Annotated in this window: 20 protein-coding genes; 14 read left to right on the top strand and 6 right to left on the bottom strand. The window is 44.9% G+C overall.

Annotated features, from left to right (window positions below; translation table 11 throughout):
- The first annotated feature begins 35 nt into the window (after positions 1–35).
- The 6 genes from ACQEXS_RS11590 to ACQEXS_RS11565 all read left to right on the top strand — a co-directional run bounded on the left by ACQEXS_RS11590 (position 36) and on the right by ACQEXS_RS11565 (position 5,686).
- Positions 36–1,427 carry a COG3014 family protein gene (locus ACQEXS_RS11590; RefSeq protein WP_427013932.1) on the top strand — a complete coding sequence of 464 codons (1,392 nt, stop codon included), beginning with the start codon at positions 36–38 and terminating at the stop codon, positions 1,425–1,427.
- A complete protein-coding gene (locus ACQEXS_RS11585; protein ID WP_367986794.1) occupies positions 1,427–1,816 on the top strand; it encodes a YcfL family protein in 390 nt (129 codons plus the stop codon). The genes ACQEXS_RS11590 and ACQEXS_RS11585 overlap by 1 nt, the downstream gene beginning before the upstream one ends.
- 63 nt (positions 1,817–1,879) lie before the next feature.
- Positions 1,880–2,470 carry a penicillin-binding protein activator LpoB gene (gene lpoB, locus ACQEXS_RS11580; protein ID WP_367986793.1) on the top strand — a complete coding sequence of 197 codons (591 nt, stop codon included), beginning with the start codon at positions 1,880–1,882 and terminating at the stop codon, positions 2,468–2,470.
- 32 nt (positions 2,471–2,502) lie between these two features.
- Positions 2,503–3,357: a phosphotransferase gene (locus ACQEXS_RS11575; RefSeq protein WP_427013931.1), complete on the top strand. Its 855-nt coding sequence runs from the start codon at positions 2,503–2,505 to the stop codon at positions 3,355–3,357.
- 99 nt (positions 3,358–3,456) lie between these two features.
- Positions 3,457–3,999, top strand: a complete 543-nt coding sequence (gene ycfP, locus ACQEXS_RS11570; protein WP_367986791.1) for an alpha/beta hydrolase YcfP — start codon at positions 3,457–3,459, stop codon at positions 3,997–3,999.
- A 397-nt stretch (positions 4,000–4,396) separates the two neighbouring features.
- Positions 4,397–5,686 (top strand): NAD(P)/FAD-dependent oxidoreductase, encoded by a 1,290-nt coding sequence (locus ACQEXS_RS11565; protein WP_367986790.1) that lies wholly within the window; start codon positions 4,397–4,399, stop codon positions 5,684–5,686.
- Positions 5,687–5,761: 75 nt separating this feature from the next.
- Here the strand turns inward: ACQEXS_RS11565 and ACQEXS_RS11560 are convergent, their stop codons facing one another.
- From ACQEXS_RS11560 to ACQEXS_RS11545, 4 genes are read right to left on the bottom strand one after another with little or no spacing between them, the layout of a single operon-like run.
- Positions 5,762–6,301 (bottom strand): GNAT family N-acetyltransferase, encoded by a 540-nt coding sequence (locus ACQEXS_RS11560; protein ID WP_427009282.1) that lies wholly within the window; start codon positions 6,299–6,301, stop codon positions 5,762–5,764.
- Between the two features lie 48 nt (positions 6,302–6,349).
- Positions 6,350–7,120: a peptidoglycan binding protein CsiV gene (locus ACQEXS_RS11555; RefSeq protein ID WP_427013930.1), complete on the bottom strand. Its 771-nt coding sequence runs from the start codon at positions 7,118–7,120 to the stop codon at positions 6,350–6,352.
- A gap of 49 nt (positions 7,121–7,169) precedes the next feature.
- A complete protein-coding gene (mfd, locus tag ACQEXS_RS11550; protein ID WP_427013929.1) occupies positions 7,170–10,631 on the bottom strand; it encodes a transcription-repair coupling factor in 3,462 nt (1,153 codons plus the stop codon).
- An 8-nt stretch (positions 10,632–10,639) separates the two neighbouring features.
- The gene (locus ACQEXS_RS11545) at positions 10,640–11,209 is read right to left on the bottom strand and encodes a PilZ domain-containing protein (RefSeq protein ID WP_427013928.1); all 570 of its coding nucleotides are present in this window, start codon (positions 11,207–11,209) and stop codon (positions 10,640–10,642) included.
- 165 nt (positions 11,210–11,374) lie between these two features.
- On the opposite strand from ACQEXS_RS11545, the gene lolC reads away from it, so the two are divergent.
- Genes lolC through lolE form a run of 3 tightly spaced genes read left to right on the top strand, consistent with a single transcriptional unit; the run spans position 11,375 to position 14,507 of the window.
- Entirely contained in the window at positions 11,375–12,583 is a 1,209-nt protein-coding gene (gene lolC, locus ACQEXS_RS11540; RefSeq protein WP_427013927.1) for a lipoprotein-releasing ABC transporter permease subunit LolC, read from the top strand.
- Complete coding sequence (lolD, locus tag ACQEXS_RS11535; protein ID WP_427013926.1) at positions 12,576–13,262, top strand: lipoprotein-releasing ABC transporter ATP-binding protein LolD; 687 nt, start codon at positions 12,576–12,578, stop codon at positions 13,260–13,262. Before lolC ends, lolD begins: the two co-directional genes overlap by 8 nt.
- Complete coding sequence (gene lolE, locus ACQEXS_RS11530; protein ID WP_427013925.1) at positions 13,263–14,507, top strand: lipoprotein-releasing ABC transporter permease subunit LolE; 1,245 nt, start codon at positions 13,263–13,265, stop codon at positions 14,505–14,507.
- 134 nt (positions 14,508–14,641) lie between these two features.
- On the opposite strand, the gene ACQEXS_RS11525 is transcribed toward lolE, so the two are convergent.
- Positions 14,642–15,151: a DUF2062 domain-containing protein gene (locus ACQEXS_RS11525; RefSeq protein WP_367986782.1), complete on the bottom strand. Its 510-nt coding sequence runs from the start codon at positions 15,149–15,151 to the stop codon at positions 14,642–14,644.
- A gap of 317 nt (positions 15,152–15,468) precedes the next feature.
- Here ACQEXS_RS11525 and ACQEXS_RS11520 point away from each other — a divergent pair, with 317 nt between their 5' ends.
- The 5 genes from ACQEXS_RS11520 to kdsB are packed head-to-tail and all read left to right on the top strand — an operon-like array spanning position 15,469 to position 21,103.
- Complete coding sequence (locus ACQEXS_RS11520) at positions 15,469–17,403, top strand: DNA internalization-related competence protein ComEC/Rec2 (protein ID WP_427013924.1); 1,935 nt, start codon at positions 15,469–15,471, stop codon at positions 17,401–17,403.
- A 32-nt stretch (positions 17,404–17,435) separates the two neighbouring features.
- Positions 17,436–19,184: a lipid A ABC transporter ATP-binding protein/permease MsbA gene (msbA, locus tag ACQEXS_RS11515; protein ID WP_427013923.1), complete on the top strand. Its 1,749-nt coding sequence runs from the start codon at positions 17,436–17,438 to the stop codon at positions 19,182–19,184.
- Positions 19,185–19,186: 2 nt separating this feature from the next.
- Complete coding sequence (gene lpxK / locus ACQEXS_RS11510) at positions 19,187–20,194, top strand: tetraacyldisaccharide 4'-kinase (protein WP_427013922.1); 1,008 nt, start codon at positions 19,187–19,189, stop codon at positions 20,192–20,194.
- The gene (locus ACQEXS_RS11505) at positions 20,175–20,354 is read left to right on the top strand and encodes a Trm112 family protein (RefSeq protein WP_367986778.1); all 180 of its coding nucleotides are present in this window, start codon (positions 20,175–20,177) and stop codon (positions 20,352–20,354) included. Before lpxK ends, ACQEXS_RS11505 begins: the two co-directional genes overlap by 20 nt.
- On the top strand, positions 20,354–21,103 hold the full coding sequence (gene kdsB / locus ACQEXS_RS11500; protein ID WP_427013921.1) for a 3-deoxy-manno-octulosonate cytidylyltransferase: 750 nt from the start codon (positions 20,354–20,356) through the stop codon (positions 21,101–21,103). The genes ACQEXS_RS11505 and kdsB overlap by 1 nt, the downstream gene beginning before the upstream one ends.
- 31 nt (positions 21,104–21,134) lie before the next feature.
- Here the strand turns inward: kdsB and ACQEXS_RS11495 are convergent, their stop codons facing one another.
- Positions 21,135–22,685 (bottom strand): SpoVR family protein, encoded by a 1,551-nt coding sequence (locus ACQEXS_RS11495; RefSeq protein WP_367986776.1) that lies wholly within the window; start codon positions 22,683–22,685, stop codon positions 21,135–21,137.
- Position 22,686: the final 1 nt, after the last annotated feature.

Genomic DNA, 22,686 nt, shown 5'->3' with positions numbered 1-22,686 from the left:
ACTTACATACAATAAATCGAACTACGGAGTACGAAGTGCTGAATCACATTCGACTCACTTTTGTTGCTGCTAGCTGTGTTGCGTTGACCGCGTGTGCAAATTTTTCTGCTGGCAATCTTTTTAGTCATTACAGCGCGCAGAATAGCGATGTTTATCAAGCCGTGAAAAAAGGTGACTACGCCGAGGCGGCGAACCAACTGCCTAGCTCGGTGGCAGGTGATATCCTAGATAACTTTGAAAAAGGTCGTGTGTACCTATTAAACAACGACTATGAACAGAGCAAAGCATCGTTTGAACTCAGTGATCAGTCGGTCAGAACGCTCCAAGACAAAGCGACAGTCTCCGTGTCGGAAACCGCCACCAGCGTTGGCGCACTAGCGGTGAATGACAACTTAGGAACGTATCACCCGGCTGACTACGAACTCGGCTTCCTTCATCTCTATTTAGGGTTGAATTATCTGCACTCGAATGATTTGGAAGGAGCATTAATTGAAATGCGTCGAGCCAATCAAGTGCAGGAGAGAGCGCGTAAAGAGCGTGAGAAAGAACTTGAGTTGGCACAAAAACAGATGCAATCACAAGGTCTCACTCCCAATTTAGGCAGTGTGCTGTCGAATTACCCAGATGCAGGCAAAACATTACAGGCGGTACAAAACGGTTATTTGTTATACCTTTCTGCCCTGTTGTATGAAGCGGATGGTGACTTAAACAGCGCTTATGTTGATTATCGACGAGCATTGGCTGTGTCTCCTAACAATTCGCAAGTGATTGACGGAACCATGCGCGTCGCTAAGCGTTTGGGTATGCGACAGGATTTAGTTAAGCTCGAGAAACGCTACGGTAAAGTTGAGCCCCTGAATGCAGGGCAAGCCCGTGTTATCGTGATTGATGAGCAAGGGATTGTTAAAGCCATGCAAGGTTGGAAACAGACCTTACCGTTGTTTGACAGCCACGGTAATGGTGCATGGTATTCTCTGGCATTGCCTTATTATCCAAATGGGAATCAGGCTTCATTTAACGGCATCAAGCTCAATGGCAAGAAGTTGAATGATTCGCTACTTACGGATGTTAATTTGATGGCGCAGCGGAATTTGTCTGAGCGCTTGCCTTCCATGGTTATGCGTCAGGCGCTGAGAATTGTTGCTAAGGAACAAATTCGACGTGAAGCCGCAAAAGATGATGACGTCGGTAACTTGGTCTTCAATATTTGGAACACGTTGACTGAGCAACCGGATACGCGCAGTTGGTTGACCCTTCCAGGGGAAGTTTACACAGCAAGTTCGCAAGTTAAAGCTGGCGAGCAGACGGTAAAAATTAATGGTACACCTTATCAATTTGATGTGGCTGAGAAGCGCACAGTACTGGTTTGGGTATCAAGACAAGGTAGTAATGCTACGGTGTGGCATAAACAACTGGGAAGATTGTAATGAAAAAATGGCTATTGGCTGCAGTGGCAGCACTTATTATGTCTGGCTGCACGCAAAATACCGCGGGCTTACGCATTGATGGTGCATCTCAAACGGTGTTGTTTGGAGACAATGTGTTGAGTTCACGCCTTGAAGTGGCTGATATTTCAACGAGCGAAGTAGATGGGCGTGCTCGAGGTATTGTTCGCCTGGCGAGTCAGTACAAAGGTGATCAAGTCATCCAATATCGTTTCTATTGGTATGACGAGCAAGGGTTAGAGGTCAATACCCAACTTGCACCGTGGCGCCAACTGATTGTACGAGGTATGGAAACGGTTGCGATTTCTGAAGTGACGGTTAATCCGAATGGAAAACAGTTTCGCGTACAGATCCGCGAAGGTGAAGAATAGTCGCTTGTTATCTACAACAGGCACAATTTATGCAAATAAAATTGGTAAATTGAGGAACCAATAATGAAAAAAAGTGTTATCGCATTGCTTGGCTTAGCCGTGATTCTAGGTGGTTGTTCGAATAGAGTAAGCTACGGTGATGCTCAAGCAGTTGAAACAACGACCATCGACTTTGGCTCAACTGACTTGCAAAAAATTGCGGGCGAAATGGTTGATAGCATGATGATGTCTGGCTCTGTGGCGGCAATTACGCGTGACTCTCGACCAATCGTATTTGTTGAGCGAATCAAGAACAAAACCAGTGAACATATTGATACGGAATCCATCACGGACACTATCAGCACCAAAATGCTCAATTCTGGTAAGTTCCGCTTTGTCGATATGGATCGTGTAGAGTCCGTACGTGAACAACTTAACTTCCAAAATAATGATGAGCTAGTGAATCAAAGCACGGCAATTCAGTTTGGTAAAATGGTTGGTGCTCAATACATGATGTACGGAAACCTATCAAGCATCGCTAAAAATGCGGGTAATGATAAAGACGTGTACTACAAAATGACCATGCGTTTAATGGACCTAGAAACAGGTCTGATTGAATGGGCAGATGAAACTGAAATCCGCAAGCAAGAATCTAAGAGCTTCTTAGGTCTATAAGCTTTATGAGTTAGGAATGAAAGAGGTGATGTATGGCAAGAATGTCATGGCAAGAGGCCAGCCAACTTGATAGTTCGTTGTTATCTCTTAATCACTTCTTTCATACCGCTCCAGAATATGCCCAAACACTGACTGGTGGCTTAACCAATCGCTGTTGGAAAGTGGTTTTACCCGACAACTCTGCTTATGTGTGGCGCCCAGCCACTTCTATTACGAAAGCATTTTCGATCTCTCGCTTTCAGGAGTATCAAATACTCAAAGCGATAGAGTCATCTCATCTTGCTCCGCAAGCAATTTACATCAATGAACAAGGTCTTCTCGTGGAATGGATTGAGGGCGAGTCACTGCACAAGGGGCTTGATTTTGATGCATTGCTAAAGACGTTGGTCAAAGTCCATTCTCTTGATACCTCTCGAATCCCAGTCGCACCGTTTAACTTTACAGCTCGGGTTGATCACTATTGGATGTTATTGAAACCTGAAATAAAGCAAGGTGACTATCTTTCTTTGTACCAACAATGGCGGAAAGCGCCAAACCTTGCCGATGTGGGGACAACCTTGTGCCATTTTGATTTGGCGGGTTACAACATGGTGAGTACTGAGATAGGACATCGGGTGATTGATTGGGAGTACGCTGTCATTGCGGATCCGCGTTTAGATTTGACTTTGACAATAGACGTTGCCGAAGAAAAGCCATTAGATGCGGTGTTCCGATATTGCAAACTGAGAGAAATTGAAGGCGTTGATGACTGGGTTGAAGGTGTGATGGCTTGGCAACCGCGAGCAACTCTCATGGCCATGTTATGGTATTTATTAGCCCACCAGCTATGGGGAGATGACCATTATTTGAGCCAAGCTCAACAACTCAAAGGGTCGTTTTGCAGCTAAGATCACTGTTTCACTTAACGCCTTGTTCAAAATAAGATTCAGAGCTTTAAAAGCTTGGTTTACATGATAGATTGAAAGCTTCAAGGACGGGGGTAAACCATGATCATTTATTTACACGGCTTCGATAGCAATAGCCCAGGTAATCACGAGAAAGTGCTGCAATTGCAATTTATTGACGATGACGTTCGTTTCATTAATTACAGCACTCTTCATCCAAAGCACGATATGCAGCATTTATTAAAAGAGGTCCATAAGGCGATTGAGCTATCCAACGATCCTGACCCAATGATTTGTGGTGTGGGTTTAGGCGGGTACTGGTCTGAACGTATTGGCTTCTTGTGTGGTATCAAGCAGGTGATATTTAACCCAAATCTACATCCAGAAATCAATATGCAAGGTCGTATTGATCGACCTGAAGAATATGAAGACATTGCGACGAAATGTGTTTCTGAATTTAGAACGAAAAACAAAGATCGATGTATGGTGATTTTGTCCCGGGAGGATGAAATTCACGACAACAGCAAGACGGCAGCTGCCCTTGAGTCGTACTACGATATTGTATGGGATGACAGCCAAACTCATAAATTTAAAAAGATTTCGCAACACCTCCAAGCGATGAAGGCGTTTAAGGCCTCTAGCTAACGCTAAAACTATCCTTTTTGTCACCAAAAACGACTCACCATTCAGTGGGTCGTTTCTTTTTTCAGCAGATGAATCATTTGTTGTACAAACCCATGAGTTTTCTATTGAGATAAATGCAAACTATGGTTGCGCAGTAAAATTTGCTCTATATAATGACTTACTTATAAATTATTTGATAAATATCAAAAAAAGTTGAGAGCAAGATAAAAACTTGCCCATGAATCACTAGCTAGCGAAACAGCATAGTGCTTTGCATTGTCGTAGTGCATTTAATCCGATGACGTATCTTCAAACCTGTTGTTCCCTCTATTGCTGCTTAAGGGGTAGCGAATACAAATTTTATCGATCTGAGTATTCGGGTCGAACCACATTTATTTATATTTAGAGGATAGTTACAGTGACACGAATTATCGTTGTTGGCGGTGGCGCGGGCGGTTTAGAGCTTGCAACCAAGTTAGGCCGCACTCTGGGACGTAAAGGACGCGCAAACGTAACCTTGGTTGACCGTAAATCAAGCCATCTTTGGAAGCCCTTGCTACATGAAGTTGCGACTGGATCACTGGATGAAGGTGTAGATGCGTTAAGCTACCGTGCTCATGCAAAAAATCATCACTTTGATTTCCAATTAGGTAGCCTGACCGATATCGACCGTGAACGTAAAGTGATCACTTTAAGTGAAGTAAAAGACGAGCATGGCGAGCTTCTTGTTCCGAGCCGTGAACTGGAATATGACTTACTCGTTTTAGCAATTGGCTCAACATCCAACGATTTCAATACACCAGGTGTTCGCGAACACTGTATTTTCCTAGATAGCCCAGAGCAAGCACACCGTTTCCGTACGGAAATGAATAACCAGTTCCTAAAACTGCATGCCAATAATGGTCAAGGTACGGTTGATATCGCCATTGTTGGTGCAGGTGCGACAGGGGTGGAGCTTTCTGCTGAACTACACAATGCGATTAAAGAGCTTCGTACATACGGCTTTAAAGATCTGGACTCAAGCAAGCTCAATGTTAACTTGGTTGAAGCGGGTGAACGTATCCTTCCTGCGCTTCCACCTCGTATTTCAAGTGCAGCGCATCAAGAGCTCACTAAGCTGGGTGTGAATGTACGTACTGCCACTATGGTGACTGAAGCCAATGAGAATGGCTTAACCACGAAAGATGGTGAACAAATTCCAGCGAAAATCATGGTGTGGGCTGCGGGGATTAAAGCGCCTGACTTTATGAAAGAAATTGGTGGTCTTGAAAGTAATCGCATCAACCAATTGGTGGTCAAAGATACCTTGCAGACAACGCGTGATGACAACATTTTTGTTATCGGTGATTTGGCGCAATGTACTCAAGAAGATGGCACATTTGTACCACCTCGTGCTCAAGCTGCACACCAAATGGCGAGCCGCGCATTTAGCAATATTGTGGCTAAATTGAATGGTCGTGACCTGAAGCCATATGTATACAAAGATAACGGTTCTCTAGTTTCATTGAGTCGTTTTTCTACCGTTGGTAGCTTGATGGGTAACCTAACCAAAGGCTCTATGATGGTTGAAGGGCGTATTGCTCGTGTTGTGTATGTGTCACTGTACCGTATGCACCAAATGGCGCTTCACGGCGTGTTCAAGACGGCGCTTATTGTTTTGATGGGACGCATTAACCGCGTACTCAGACCAAATCTGAAATTGCACTAAGCGCAAATAAACAGAATAAAAAAGAGCTCGAATGAGCTCTTTTTTTGTATTGGCTTTTTCGTGCTCACGGGGTGCTTATTCGGGGATAATTGAATAAACCAGCCCTTCATAAGGTTTGCCGTCATACAGGTAGCGGTTTGCCGCTTTCGTTTCAAAAACGGCATGGCAAGCCGTTGCAAGATGTTGGCTTGGCAAGTTTTTAGGATCGCACACAATCTCAAGTCGCGTTAGCTTTAACTGAGCAAAACAAAATTCAATGACGGCATCGAGCGCTTCTTTTGCGTAGCCGTGCTGTTGAAACTCATCTGCAACCCAGTAGCCTAAACTTGCCATATTGAAGGTATGGTAAAACTCGTTAATGGCGATCATTCCCATCAACTGACGGCTGCTGCGGTCATAAATACCAAAACCAAAGGCTTCTGCTTTTACCCAGTTCAAGCGTGTGGCTAGTATGAAACGCTCAGCCTCTTTTTCCGTGAATTCTGGGTGGCACCAGTCAACCCATTGGTGAAGGGATGATGAACGAGAAACTAAGGTCGCAAGTTCTGTAGCTGATTTTGAATCGATCAGCTCTAGCGATAAGCGACGAGTTATAATTTGGAAGTCAGGACTCATAGTGACAGTATGGTTGTAAAAAAGCCCTCATGTGAGGGCTTTTTAACTTTAGTTTACGCGGCGTACTTGAATAATTGCCCCCATCAAAGGATGGTCAAGGAAGTGCGTTTCTGAGCTGCGCATACGACGTTTTTGGTCCATACGATAGCTCTTCAAGAAGCGTTCTTCTCTTATGCTTGGTGTGATGTCTTCCATCATGCCCGCTTGGACAACACTATTTTCACCATCAACAATCTCGTCACTTGGCGCTACTGGTGTCTCTTCTAAGATAACTTTACGCACGCTTGGTGCTTGTAGATCCAGAGTTACATCTGCGTATAAGTAGTGCTCAACGTAAATTTGGAACTTACCATCAAGCTCAGTGAGTGGCCCTGAAATGGTTTGTTCGGTAATGCCGTCCATTACTTCAGAGTGAGCGACTGAGCCTTTTTCTGTTCCATCTGCATTGAACTGACCAGAGAAGTCTCGACCCGCGCGGATGTGGAATACTGGCGCAGAATAACGACCCTGATCACCTTGACGCCAAGCTGTGTGAAGTAGCACTTTAAATCCGGCATGATTGCGCAGTTTTTGTTCCTGAGTGTTTAGCTGATAAGACGATTTAGGTAACAGTTTTACGCCTTTTTGCGAACGGTAATTCGCATCACCCAGACTGCCTGCACGTGACATGTCGATTTGAGGCAGTGAGTCTGGCCAAGATTCACTGGTTGTCTCAGCATTCACTGCACGCTTAAAGATGATCACTTCTATATCAAATTGTCGCTGTGCCCAAGTTGGCATGGCGACAAAAAAGAGTAGTAGTGGGATCAGTTTTTTCATCATCACTCCATCGCTAGATGTCAGTAGCTATTAATTTTCACCCGATTATTCAGGCAGTTGGTAATAAATTTTGTTGGAATTCGCCCAACATGTCAGCAACAAATTGGATTCGCTTACGTCTGTCAGTCAATGGTACAGCAAACTTGAACTTAGTTGGCCCTTCCATCGCGAATTTTTGTGGCTGAGATTGCAATAGTTTAACCAAGTATGTCGGGTTAATGTCAGCGTCCGGATAGAACTCGATGAATCCACCCTTATCGTGAGCCTCAATTTTCTTGATTTTCAGTTTTGCGGCATCCAGTTTCAGCTGTGAAACAGAAAGCAGATTTTTTGTCGCATCTGGGAGCAGACCAAAACGATCAATCAGCTCAACCTTGAGCTCGTTAAGCTCTTCATTACTGGTTACACTGGCGATCTGTTTATACATAGATAAACGGGTGTTCACGTCTGGAATATAATCATCAGGAAGAAGGGCAGGTAGACGCATTTCGACTTCGGTCTGTTCACGAAGTAGTTCATCCAATGATGGCTCTTTGCCTTCTTTTAACGCTTCCACGGCCTGTTCCAGCATTTCCATATAAAGCGTAAAGCCAACGGATTGGATCTGACCACTTTGCTCATCACCAAGCAGCTCACCTGCACCGCGGATTTCTAGATCGTGCGTTGCAAGCGTAAAGCCAGCCCCTAAGTCTTCCAAGGACGCAATAGCATCGAGACGTTTAATTGCATCCTTAGTCATCGCTTTCGGATGTGGCGTCAATAGATAGGCATATGCTTGATGGTGTGAACGACCAACACGGCCTCTCAATTGATGCAACTGCGCAAGACCAAGGTTGTCAGCACGATCCATGATAATGGTATTGGCTGTTGGTACGTCAATGCCGGTTTCAATGATGGTGGTGCACACCAGTAGGTTGAATCGCTGATGGTAGAAGTCATTCATAATGCGCTCAAGCTCGCGCTCACGCATTTGTCCATGAGCAACGGTTATCCGCGCTTCGGGGATGAGTTTTGCTAAATCGTCGGCGACTTTATCAATGGTTTCGACCTGATTATGCAGGAAGTAAACCTGACCACCACGCATGATCTCACGCAGCACGGCTTCACGAGTAATTGCATCGTCTTTTTGGCGTACAAATGTCTTAATCGCAAGGCGGCGAGCGGGTGGGGTTGCGATGATGGAAAGATCGCGCATGCCACTCATTGCCATGTTCAAGGTTCTTGGAATCGGTGTTGCGGTTAGTGTGAGAATATCAACATCCGCGCGCATCGCTTTCATTTTTTCTTTTTGACGTACACCGAAGCGGTGTTCTTCGTCGACGATGAGTAGTCCAAGATCTTTAAACTGTATGTCGTTAGACAGCAGTTTATGGGTACCGACAACCAGATCAACTTTTCCATCTGCCACATCTTGCAGCACTTGTTTTTGCTCTTTTGCGGTTTTGAATCGTGATAGCACTTCCACACGGATCGGTAAGTTAGCAAAACGGTCACGGAAGTTTTCAAAATGCTGCTGTGCCAATAAGGTTGTAGGAACCAGCACCGCAACTTGTTTGCCATTATCTGTTGCAAGGAAAGCCGCACGCATTGCTACTTCCGTTTTACCAAAGCCAACGTCACCACAAACAAGGCGGTCCATCGCTTTCGCTTGGCACATATCAGACATGACGGCATTGATTGCCATAGATTGATCATCAGTTTCTTCAAATGGGAAACCGGCCTTAAATGTGGCGTATTGATCTCTATCGAGTGCGAATTTGTAACCTGGCTTCAACTCACGCTTTGCGTACACATCGAGCAATTCAGCAGCAACGTCGCGCACTTTCTCAGCGGCTTTTCTACGTGCTTTTGCCCAAGCTTCGCCACCTAGCTTGTGTAATGGTGCGCTTTCTTCGGCACCACCTGAATAACGACTGATCAGGTTAAGTGAAGCGACAGGAACGTACAGTTTGGCTTCATTTTGGTATTCCAGCGTGACGTATTCTGTGGTCATGCCGCCAGCTTCGAGGGTTTGCAAGCCAAGGTAGCGACCAATACCGTGGTCGATGTGGACCACTGGTTGGCCGGGTTTAAGCTCCGCTAAGTTGCGGATTACCGCATCACTGTTGGTCGCTTTACGGTCTTTTCTGCGTCTTTGAATGACGCGATCACCGAGTAAATCACTTTCACATATCAGTGCTAATTGTTGCTCACCGAACAAGAAACCATGTTCTGCCGCACCTAGCACCAAAGAGAATTTATCGTTTGATGCCAGTGCTTCTGAAAAGCGGGTAAATTCAATGGGTCTGAGTTTGATGCGTTGTAACAGTTCGAGTAATGCTTCACGTCGGCCTTCAGACTCTACGGAGAAGACGATTTTACCGGTGTAGCTTTCTGCAAACTGCCTCAATGCTGCCATCGGTTCTTTGTTCTGATGCTGAACAGCTAGATCGGGAAGAGGGGCAAACTCTGGGTTAGCTCGCCCTTGTTTTTCTGTCACTGCCTCAATAGTTAAACGGCATTGAGGTAGTTGTTTAAAGTGAGTAAACAGCTCATCTTTCTTTAACCAGAGTTCTTCTGGTGGCAGCAACGGCCGTAATGGGTCAACTTTACGTTGGTCGTATCTATAGTCGACATCAGTGAGGAAGGTGTCGACTGCAGATTCGATATCACCTACGGTAATGAGTTGACTGTCGTCTGCAATATAGTTGAATAAGGTTTCGGTTTTTTCAAAAAACAGCGGTTGCCAGTATTCGATCCCTGCTGGCCATGTGCCTTTGCTGACTTGCATATACACAGATTCTGGCTCGCGGCGCGCTTCAAATCGTTGGCGCCAGCGGATTCGAAAATCCTCAATCGCTGTTTCTGAAGTTGGGAACTCATGCGCTGGGAGTAGGCGTATTTCTGTGACATCCTCAATCGAGCGCTGATTTTCTGGGTCAAAAGTACGGATGGTATCAATTTCATCATCAAAGAAGTCAATACGGAATGGGTCTTTGGCACCCATCGGGAAGAGGTCGATGATTGAGCCTCGACTCGCATATTCACCAGGACCAAATACTTGGTCAGCATGACGATAGCCGGATTTTTCTAACTGAAGACGCAGTTTTTCCAATGAGTAACGATCGCCAGTCTTGACCATCAAAGTGTGCTGCATTAAGAAATCGCGAGGCGATTGGCGTTGCAACAATGTACTGACAGGCACAATTGTAATGCCAGACTGCTGAGTAGGAAGCTGATATAGCCTTGAAATACGATCCGATATGATTTCTTGGTGTGGCGAAAAGTTATCGTAAGGCAGGGTTTCCCAGTCAGGGAACAAGGCAACATCGTAGGTGGTGAACTGTTCGATCTCTTGCTGCAACTTAAGCGCAGTTTGAGGATCAGGAACGGCTAGAAGAGTATGCCCCTTATGCTGCACCGCAAGTTCGGCGATGGTTAAGGCAAGGGCAGAGCCGGGCAGGTTCCCGACTAATTTTTTATCTCCGGCTTTTGCAGGTGATGCCAGATTGAGTAAAGATGTTTTAGGCATGATCAGTACTATTTTTTATCACGATTTAGAGAGCGTTGGCGCAAGAGTTTTTGTTGTTGATAAAGCGCCGCTTTGATGAGTAAGTCTTCATCAATATCACGTAATAAATCATATTTCATCGTAATGAATGTATCGTTCGCTTCTTGCTCAACACTGACACAGTGAGCGTAGCAATAGATGGCTGCTGCTGGATGCTCTAGAAACAGTTTCACTCTCGCTTTTTGCCCTGTTTGTAATGGGGTACGAGCGCGATAAGTGAATAGGCTCGCGCCAAAGCGGGTGGTTGTCGAGCGATGTGTTGCGTCATCTTGCTGAGAGAGCATAAACGTCAGGAGTAAATTGAGTTTTTCGTTTTGGTTATCCAGCAATGCAATGACATGCTTTAGTTCGTGCGTCTTTAGCTCACTTCTTGCATTATCACTGAGTTGGTCAAGTTGACTAAATTCACTGGCAACAAGAAAAGGTGCTGGTATTTCGCTAACAAAAACCTCGTTAGAAGGAAGCACAAAATCGGCGGACAATGGCTCAACATTGACGGTCATCTGGTGGTGAACGGTAAAAAATTCTTGCTCTGTCATGCAACTATTCCTTCTTTTAATGTTCTGATTATCGACATACCTGCAAACTAATCAAGATATGTCGTTGTTTATCACACATTTTGACGGCTAATTAGCAAATTAGGGCTACAACCCTCAGCTATTAATCGTTACAGTATCAGCCATCAATTACTCTTGGTTTCCAATATGTTTCATCCTGTTTCAGCCTTCATCGGCTTACGATACTTGCGTGGACGCTCCGGTGATAGGTTCAGCCGATTTGTTTCATATATGTCTACGGCTGGTATTACTATCGGGGTCATGTCGCTGGTGACGGTTTTATCGGTGATGAATGGCTTTGAAGCCCAACTGAAGGGGCGCATTCTCGGTGTGCTTCCACAGGCTGTTGTTTCACAGTCTGGTGGTAAGACAGAACGTACCGATACGCCACCTGAGTTTGTCCGTCAGCTTTCTTCCGCTGGTCATCCTGAACCGATTGTTCAAAGTGAAGCCGTGATTCAAAGTGCTTCTCAACTGACGGCAGGTTTGTTAATTGGCATCAAACCTAGTGATCATGACCCGATCGAGCGCCATTTGATTGCAGGACGTTTGTCTGCGATGAAGGCTGGTGAGTATCAAATTTTTATTGGTCATACACTTGCGAGAGCGCTCGATGTGACCATGGGCGACAAAGTTCGTTTAATGGTGACAAGTGCCAGCCAGTTCACTCCTTTGGGACGCATTCCTAGCCAACGTATTTTTACCGTCGCGGGGATCTATAACACAGGTTCCGATGTCGACGGGCAGCTTATGCTCACACACATTGATGATGCAGCAAGATTAATGAGAATGAAGAGTGACCGCATGACCGGGTGGCGACTCTTTTTTGATGATCCTTTTGTTGTTGGGGATTTATCTCGCCACGAGCTACCTCAAGGTTGGCAGTGGCAAGATTGGCGTGACCAACGTGGTGAGTTGTTTCAAGCTGTCCGCATGGAAAAAAACATGATGGGGCTGATGCTTGGTCTGATTGTTGGTGTTGCTGCTTTCAATATTATCTCTGCGCTGATCATGGTGGTGATGGAGAAGCAGTCTGAAGTCGCGATTTTAAAAACTCAAGGGATGCGAGATAGCCAGATCCTAGCCATATTCATGGTTCAAGGCGCAAGTAGCGGGGTAATTGGTGCATTAGTTGGTGGAGGACTTGGTGTCTTGCTGGCCAGTAACCTCAATGCATTGTTAGAAACTATGGGTATTGCATTGTTCTCCGTTGGCGGCGAGCTGCCAATTTTAATTAATCCTATTCAAATTATTGTTGTTGTCATTTTAGCCATTGCTCTGAGTTTGCTGGCAACATTATTTCCTTCGTACCGCGCGTCTGCGGTGAAACCAGCTGAGGCTTTGAGATATGAGTAATCTTTTACAGTGTCGTAATGTATGTAAAACGTATCATGAAGGAGCGTTGGATACTCAGGTCTTGAAAGGTGTGAGCTTCGATCTTAATCGTGGAGAACTCGCGTCCATTATTGGTACCTCTGGTTCGGGGAAAAGTACATTGCTTCATATTCTAGGCGCACTTGATGACGCAACAGAAGGGCATGTGAATTTTCTTGGTCAAGATCTGGCAAAGCTGAGTTCAAATAAACAAGCTAAGCTGCGCAACAAGCATTTGGGCTTTGTTTATCAGTTTCATCACTTGTTGTCTGATTTTTCTGCGTTAGAAAATGCCGCCATGCCTCTATTGATTGGTGGCATGAACGTCAATGATGCAAAAAAATCGGCTCAAGCATTACTTGATAAGGTTGGGCTGAGTCATCGAATTGATCACCGTCCTTCTGAGTTATCGGGTGGGGAAAGGCAACGTGTCGCTATTGCTCGAGCGTTAGTTAACAGCCCAGATCTAGTGTTGGCTGATGAACCGACGGGTAACTTGGATCATAAAACCGCACTGGCCATATACGATCTTATGCGTGAATTGAATCAAGAGTCTGGCACAGCATTTTTGGTGGTGACCCACGACGGTGAACTGGCGGCTAAAATGGATCGCCAACTGCATATGCAAGATGGCTTGTTGATTAATGTGGAGGGCGTTTAGGTGTTCTCTTCTCTGTCACTTTTTATTGGTGGCCGCTTTAGTCGAGCTAAACAGCGAAACAAAATGGTTTCCTTTATCTCACTTTCTTCCACCATTGGCATTACGGTTGGTGTTGCGGTCATCATCATTGGTTTATCGGCGATGAATGGCTTCGAGCGGGAGCTAAAAAATCGCGTTCTTTCGGTGATCTCTCATGGCGAATTTGAAGGGGTGAAAGCACCGATCCAAGATTGGAGAGAAGTCGTTTTACAAGCGGAAAAACACCCCAAAATTGAAGCTGCTGCACCCTATGTAAAGTTGACCGCTTTGGCTGAAAAAGGCCGAGAGCTAAAAGCCATTGAAGTGCGTGGTATAGACCATGAGCAGGAGAAGCAGGTTTCAAGCTTAACCAACTTCATTGATTCTTCCGTGTGGCAAGAGTTTAAACCGGGTCATCAGCAAGCCATTTTAGGACAAGGGGTTGCGGAATTATTAGGGGTTGAAAAGGGTGACTTTATTACACTCATGATCCCACCTAATAGCGGTACCAGTAAAGTACAAGCGCCTAAACGTGTTCGCGTTCAGGTTGCAGGTTTGCTGCGCTTAAATGGGCAAATTGACCACAACCTTGCCTTAATTCCTCTTCAGGACGCGCAAAATTATGCGCAGCTTGGGCAGGGTGTGAGCGGCGTAGCGGTAAAAGTGAGTGATGTATTGCAAGCGACTCAAATCATTCGAGAAGCAGGAAACACCTTAGATGTGTATGTCTATTTACGAAGCTGGCAACAGAAATATGGTTTCTTGTATCGTGATATTCAGCTGGTGCGCACCATTATGTATCTCGTCATGGTCTTAGTGATTGGTGTGGCTAGCTTTAATATTGTGTCCACGCTCATGATGGCGGTAAAAGATCGGGCTGCTGAGATTGCGATTTTACGAACGATGGGGGCAACCGATGGTTTAGTGAAGCGCATTTTTGTTTGGCAAGGTGTTTTTTCTGGTGTGTTAGGCAGTGTGATCGGCAGTATTCTTGGTGTCTTGATTGCGTTAAACCTCACCCAACTGGTTAAAGGTTTAGAAACGCTGATTGGGCATCAGTTTTTATCTGGTGATATCTATTTTGTCGACTTTCTGCCTTCTCAAGTGGATTTCAATGATGTGTTGTTGGTTTCTTCCACAGCGATAATTCTAAGTTTGCTTGCAACGTGGTATCCCGCTTCAAGAGCAAGTCAACTCAATCCCGCAAGTGTCTTGAGTGCGAAATAAAAGCCGCTTGTTTCCAATACAAAAAAAGGACCGATAAGGTCCTTTTTCATACTTAGTTTTCACCGAATTTCTTACTCATCGCGACACAGTTTAGAAAAAGAGTGTCTCATTATTCTCGACTTTCTGATGATCGACTAACGTGATTGGCGTTGCTGCCAGCTACGCACCACGGAGTATCGCCACAAGCCTTTGATACCAAAGTAACCTGCGATGGCTGAAACGACACCACATATTAGGCAACCCAGCAAGAATGGAGGGCCAATGGTGGTCATTTGATTGAGTATGAAGTCCCAAGAAAGCTCAAAGTGGAAATGCTGAGGTGGGACATGCATTACCCAAGCCCCCACTTTATAAGCGAAATAAAACAATACAGGCATGGTGATGGGATTGCTCACCCATACCAAAGCAACAGATAAAGGAAGATTAACACCGCATAAGATGGCAAGACCTGCCGACATGATCATCTGGCTCGGTAGGGGGACGAACGCCATAAAGAGCCCAACGGCAAATGCACCAGCTGCAGAGCGGCGGTTAAGGCACCATAAGTTTGGGTTATATAGGACATTGCCAAAAACCTTTAATGCCTTTTGACGCTTAATCATCTCGTGATCAGGCATAAATCGTTTGATGAACTTTCTTGGCATAGGGGAATATGACTCTCTTTTTTAATTACTGGACGCTATCGTCAATATCTCTATTAATCATAACCGCTCCATATTGGCGTGTGATGCCAAATTGGTACTGGTCAGTTCCCTGTGTGCTTTTCCTAATCACCAGCATCTGGATTAAACCATTCAGGTGGTTTTTAGGTTTGGGTATTGCATTTTTGGTTGTCCTTTTCAAAGGCAATGCCTTGCAACATCAGACAAATGTGCTTTTCCAAGCCGGTCAGGATATTACCATAACTGCAAAGGTTGACAGCTTTTTTAAGCAAATAAGTCACGGCTTTGTAGGGATTGTCGTGGTTAGATCAATTGAAGGCGAAGAATTAAGCATTTTCGAACGACCTAAAATTCGTTTGGTGTCGCCAATTCCCCTCTCTTTAGGGGAGCAGATCTCAGCTTCAATAAAAATAAAGCACATATATGGTCGCATGAATGAGGTGGGTTTCGATAATGAGACTTTCTCCTTATCGCGTAGTGTGGTGGCGCAAGGCAATGTGAAACGACAAGACAGCTTGATTGTTGAACAACAACTTCATTGGCGGCAGTGGTTGTATTCTAAAGTTGAGCGTGAAATCGCCCACCTTCCCAGTGAAGGCGTTATTAAGGCGCTGACTTTTGCTGAGCGCAGTGATATCAGCCGAAGCGTATGGGAGGCATTTAAAGCCAGTGGGTTAAGCCATTTAATTGCGATTTCAGGTTTACATATTGGCATTGCTTTTGGTTTAGGGTGGCTGATTGGTTTTCAACTAATTCGTTTTCATTCGGTGTTCACGCCTCTGCCAGTGTTGAGTGGATTACTATTTGCTTTCGCTTATGCATGGCTTGCTGGCTTTTCGATACCCACGGTTCGCGCCTTACTGATGTGCGCGATGTACGTGATAATGGCGCAATTAAACTGGCGCATTCCCTTCACGCTTAAATGGTTGTTGTGTCTTGCGATCCTATTGCTGTTTGATCCATTTTCTTCGGTAGCAGCAAGCTTTTGGTTATCGATGTTAGCGGTCGGAGTGATCTTTTACTTTTTAATGCAAACGTCAACGACGGAAAATCGATGTTGGCAGTTCATTAAAGCGCAGTGTTTTCTAACGGTTCTCATGGCACCCATTCTGGTTGTTTTTTTCCAAGGAGTCAGTGTTTCTGGGGCATTGTTTAACCTCATATTTGTCCCTTGGTTCTCATTTCTGGTTGTTCCCATCGCGTTCCTTGGCCTAAGTTGGACTTTATTGTCTTTGCCTGGCGTTTGGCTGGTATGGGAGCTACTTGATGGGCTGTTAAAGCCCATGTTATTTGCCATTGAGTTTGCGGATCTTTCGTGGTGGTCAATTTCAGGTGAACAGCGTTGGCTGGTTATTGCATTTGCACTGTATCTGATGATGTTTCCATTGTTGTCTCGGTATGCGCGGCTATTGATTGCTATTGGGATCGTATTGCTCAATTTCAAACAAGATAAAAACTATTTATGGCAAATGGATGTAGTTGATGTCGGTCATGGTTTAGCCATCGTTATTGAACAGGATGAGCAAGCTGTTATCTACGATACGGGCGCCTCATGGGAGCTTGGGAGTATGGCAGAAAATGTGATTGCGCCAATATTAACGACACGGGGGATCACGCAACTGGAAGGGATGATCTTAAGCCATGGTGATAATGACCATTCGGGAGGTGCACCATACCTAATTAAACACTGGCAACCGACATGGGTTCGGAGTAGCCAAAATGGAGCAGGGCAAGAGCCTTGCTCACAAGGGATAAATTGGACGTGGGGAGAGTTAACGTTTGTTGCTATTTGGCCACCAAAGCAAGTTTCTCGGCCCTATAATCCACATTCATGCGTTGTCCGAGTAACCCATCAACGCTCTTCTCAGTCAGTGCTGCTGACGGGAGACATTGACCAAATTGCCGAATGGTTGCTACTGCGCCAACCAGAGGTGTTACCGAGCGATATCGTCATTGTTCCACATCATGGCAGTAAAACCTCATCGACTCCGCGTTTTGTTGAGCTGGTCGATGCTGATTTAGCGATTGCGTCCTTAGCAAAAGGAGGACGCTGGAAGTTACCGCACTCTGATGTCGTCCGGCGTTACCAAGATAATGGTACCCAATGGATGGACACTGGTGAGTCCGGACAGGTCTCTGTGTATTTTTACGAAAATAAATGGCGTGTTGAGGGAATAAGACAAAGACGAGGGCAGACTTGGTATAGGCAGATGCTGCGTAACCAAGTAGAATAGCCGCAATATTGTAAGAAGAATAAAACATTTCTATGTCTCTGAATAACGACGAAACAACCATGCAGACCTTTAAGCGTTTGTGGACTTACATTCGTTTATACAAAGCAGGCTTGGCTGTTGCGGTTGTCGCGCTTATCGTTAATGCGATTGCTGATACCTATATGGTTTCTCTACTAAAACCACTTCTTGATGAAGGTTTTGGTAACGCTGAATCAAATTTCCTTCGCACTCTTCCTTTAATTATTTTTGGCATGATGATCGTGCGTGGCTTAAGTGGCTTTGCTTCTAGCTACTGTTTGAGTTGGGTTTCTGGCAACGTTGTGATGCAAATGCGTCGTCGAATATTTAGCCAGTTCATGCACATGCCCGTGTCTTATTTCGACAAAGAATCTACAGGCGGTCTACTTTCTCGCATTACCTACGATTCAGAGCAAGTTGCTGGAGCCACCAGTCGTGCGCTGGTAAGCATTGTACGTGAAGGGGCGAGTATTATTGGTCTACTCGTACTTATGTTTTGGAATAGCTGGCAGCTTTCATTAGTTTTGTTTGTTGTCGCACCACTTGTTGCGTGGGGAATTGGTGTTGTTTCAAAACGTTTTCGTAAGATCTCGAAAAACATGCAAGAAGCGATGGGCAATGTAACTGCCTCAGCAGAGCAGATGCTAAAAGGGCACAAAGTTGTACTGAGTTATGGTGGTCAAGAAGTAGAGCGTGAGCGCTTTGATGCGGTTAGTAACCAAATGCGTCAACAAACCATGAAGCTTGTTGCGGCGCAGGCGATTGCAAACCCTGTCATTCAGGTTATTGCCTCTATTGCTTTAGTTGCTGTTTTGTTTTTAGCAAGTGTTGACTCAATTCGTAGTGAATTAACACCGGGTACATTTACGGTAGTGTTCTCTGCCATGTTTGGTTTGATGCGCCCACTTAAGGCGCTGACCAATGTAACGTCAGAGTTTCAACGTGGTATGGCTGCAAGCCAAACCTTATTTGCATTAATGGACTTAGAAACGGAAGTCGATAATGGCAAGTACACTGCACAGAAAGTGCGTGGTGATATTTCGGTAGAAGACGTGACGTTTACCTATGAAGGGAAAGAGAAACCAGCATTATCCAATGTCAGCTTCACCATCCCTGAGGGCAAAACCTTGGCATTAGTGGGCCGTTCAGGTTCAGGGAAAAGCACCATTGCTAACCTCTTTACTCGCTTCTATGACGTGGATTCCGGCGTGATAAAGTTGGATGGACACGATATTCGCGATTATACCTTGCCTAACTTACGTAGCCATTTTGCGCTCGTATCTCAAAATGTGCATTTGTTTAACGACACGATCGCCAACAACATTGCTTATGCTGCGACAGAAAAATACACACGTGAGCAAATCGAGCACGCAGCACGTCTTGCCCATGCCATGGACTTTGTTGATAACATGGATGAAGGTCTAGATACTGTCATTGGTGAAAATGGCACCAGCTTGTCCGGTGGTCAACGCCAGCGTATTGCTATTGCGCGTGCTCTTTTACGTGACGCGCCGGTTTTGATTTTGGATGAAGCGACCTCTGCTCTGGATACAGAATCTGAAAAAGCGATTCAAGCTGCGCTAGATGAGCTACAAAAAGACAAAACCGTCCTTGTGATTGCACACCGACTTTCTACGATTGAGGAAGCCGATGAAATCCTTGTGGTTGATGATGGTGAGATCATTGAACGTGGTCCTCACAATGAACTCATCAAGCAAAATGGCGCCTATGCCCAGCTTCATCGAATTCAGTTTGGTGAGTAAGCGTGATTGAAAAAATCTGGTTCCAGAACCATCCACTTAAATACTTGCTTTGGCCACTGTTGTGGCCATTGAGTCAGCTTTTTGGATTGGTTAGCCGAAAACGACGCAGTGATTATGCTGATGGTAAAAAGCAGAGTTATCGTGCACCTGTTCCAGTTATTGTCGTCGGTAATATTACAGCCGGAGGCAATGGTAAAACACCCGTTGTGATTTGGCTGGTGGAAAAACTGCAGTTAATGGGATTTAAGCCTGGCGTTGTCTCTCGTGGTTATGGGGGCAAAGCCCCGAGTTATCCGCTGGTTGTGCAAGAAAGTACACCAACTCAACATTGTGGTGATGAACCTTATTTGATTCATAAGCGCACAGGTGCACCTGTGGCTGTCTCCCCTGTTCGCTCTGATGCCGTTCAGGCGCTGCTACCAACGGGTGTCGATATTATAATTACCGATGATGGTTTGCAGCATTATGCGTTGCAGCGTGATATAGAGCTGGTTGTTGTGGATGGTCAAAGACGTTTTGGTAATGAAAACCTAATTCCGCTTGGTCCACTAAGAGAGTCTGTTGCCAGACTTCAAGAAGTAGACTTCATCATTGCTAACGGTGGAACCGCGCATGAAGGGGAAGCAGCAATGGTGCTTACGCCAAGCTTAGCTACCAATTTAAAAACTCGAGAACTTGCACCTGTCAGGCAATTGGAAGGAATGGTTGCAATTGCTGGTATTGGTCACCCACCAAGGTTTTTCAATACGTTGAAACAGTTGGGTGCAGATTTGGTTGCAACAAAAGGGTTTGCAGACCATCAAGAATTTAACCCGTCTGATTTGAATGAAATGGCTCAAAAAGGGCAACATTTAATGATGACAGAAAAAGATGCAGTAAAATGTGCGCCGTTTGCGCGAGACAACTGGTGGTACTTACCAGTGACTGCTACGTTTAGTGAATCTGATGAAGAACGTATTCTGAACAGAATTAAAGAGGTAAAGGAACAATATGGATCACCGTCTGCTTGAAATCGTGGCTTGCCCTGTGTGTAAAGGCAAACTGACTTTTGATAAAGATAAACAAGAGCTGATTTGTAAATTCGACAGACTGGCTTATCCAATTAAAGAAGGAATTCCTGTACTTCTTGAGCCTGAAGCGCGTCAAATGAGTATGGAAGAGGGACGCTAATGGCCTTTACGGTTGTCATTCCAGCGCGATACCAATCTACGCGCCTTCCGGGCAAACCTCTGGCGGATATTGCTGGTAAGCCAATGGTGCAATGGGTTTACGAACAAGCGTTACAAGCCGGTGCTGAGCATGTCATTGTGGCAACAGATGATAAACGTGTTAAAGAAGCTGTACTTGCTTTTGGTGGAGAGGTCTGTATGACTTCTCCTGATCATGAGTCAGGTACTGAACGTTTAGCAGAAGTTGTGAAGCTAAAAAATATCGCAGATGACCACATTATTGTGAATGTCCAAGGGGATGAACCACTGATCCCACCATTGATCATTCGTCAAGTCGCGGAGAATTTAGCAAACAGCGTAGCCCCGATGGCAACACTAGCAGTAGAAATTGAAGATGAATCTGAAGTCTTTAATCCAAATGCCGTTAAAGTGGTTACTGATAATGAAGGTTATGCGCTGTATTTTAGTCGTGCGACGATTCCATGGGACAGAGACGGTTTTGCTACCGAACAGAAACAGATTGAAACACCATTAATGCGTCATATTGGTATTTATGCTTACCGAGCTGGTTTCATCAATACATACATTAATTGGGCACCGTCGGCACTTGAGCGTATTGAGTGTTTGGAACAACTCCGTGTGCTGTGGTATGGCGAGAAAATTCATGTAGCTGTAGCCAAAGAAGCACCAGCAGCTGGTGTTGATACACCAGAAGATCTGGAAGCGGTGAGAAAAATCATTGCAGGTTAATTGGAAAAGGAGAGCTCTGCTCTCCTTTTTCTTATATGTTAGTGTCATAATCGCCCCGTTTCGGGCAAGTACCAAGTATTTCACGTCGTCCAGTGTCTTTCACTTCTTCGAGGATGACGTCAAACCCCCACAAACGATACATGTGCTTCAGTACCTCGTCATAACTTTCGTCCAATGGAATTCGGTCATGGGGAACATATTGAAGGGTTAAAGATCGATCTCCCCGGACATCAACATTGAAGACCTGAATGTTGGGCTCGAGGTTACTAAGGTTATATTGTGCGGCTATTTTTTCTCTGATTGCACGATAACCGACGTCATTATGGATGGCACTGACCTCAAGGTAATTTTTCCTATCATCATCTACGACAGAAAACAGTTTGAAGTCACGCATTAGTTTGGGGGACAGATATTGGCTAATAAAGCTTTCATCTTTAAAATTACGCATTGCAAAATGAACTGCATCAAGCCAATCGGTGCCCGCTAAATCTGGGAACCACTCTTTATCTTCATCAGTCGGCTCTTCACAAATCCGCCGTATATCTCTGAACATCGCAAAGCCAAGAGCATAAGGGTTTATGCCACTGTAGTAAGGACTGTTATAAGGCGGTTGAGCAACGACACTCGTATGGCTATGAAGGAACTCAAGGATAAATCGCTCTGAAACAATCCCTTCATCGTAGAGGTGATTAAGTATGGTATAGTGCCAAAAGGTAGCCCAACCTTCATTCATTACCTGTGTTTGCTTTTGCGGGTAAAAGTACTGGCTGATCTTTCGAACAATCCGAACGATCTCTCGTTGCCATGATTCTAACAACGGAGCGTGCTTCTCGATAAAGTACAAGATATTTTCTTGCGGTTCACTCGGGAAGCGAATTTTAATGTCTTCTTCTTTGGTTTTAGATTTCGGTACTGTTCGCCAAAGCTCGTTAACTTGAGACTGTAAGTACGCTTCACGTTCTTCTTGTCTGGCTTTCTCTTCTGCGATTGAAATCTTTTCAGGGCGCTTGTAGCGATCCACACCAAAATTCATAAGAGCGTGGCAGGAATCGAGTAACTCCTCGACTTCTTTTTGACCATATTTCTCTTCGCATTTGGCAATATAGTTTTTGGCAAAGAGTAGGTAATCAATAATAGAACTGGCATCCGTCCACGTTTGAAACAGGTAATTTCCTTTAAAGAAAGAGTTATGCCCATAACAGGCATGCGCCATAACCAGAGCCTGCATGGTGACGGTGTTTTCTTCCATTAGGTAGGCAATACATGGGTCTGAGTTGATCACAATCTCATACGCTAAGCCCATTTGGCCATGCTTATAACCTTGTTCTGTTTGAATGAACTTCTTGCCAAAAGACCAATGGTTATAGTTTATTGGCATACCGATACTGGAATAAGCATCCATCATTTGTTCAGATGTAATGACTTCAATTTGATTTGGATAAGCATCAAGCCGGTAATGATCGGCGACTCGTTTGATCTCTTGATGGTATTGCTCTAACAGATCAAAGGTCCAATCCGGCCCATCTGACAACATCTTGCTCTTTTTCTTTGTTGTTTTTTTTGTCGTCGTAGCCATAGTCATC

Source organism: Vibrio sp. TRT 17S01 (genome assembly GCF_050113695.1).
Lineage (GTDB): Bacteria > Pseudomonadota > Gammaproteobacteria > Enterobacterales > Vibrionaceae > Vibrio.
This window is presented reverse-complemented; position numbering and strand designations above follow the sequence as displayed.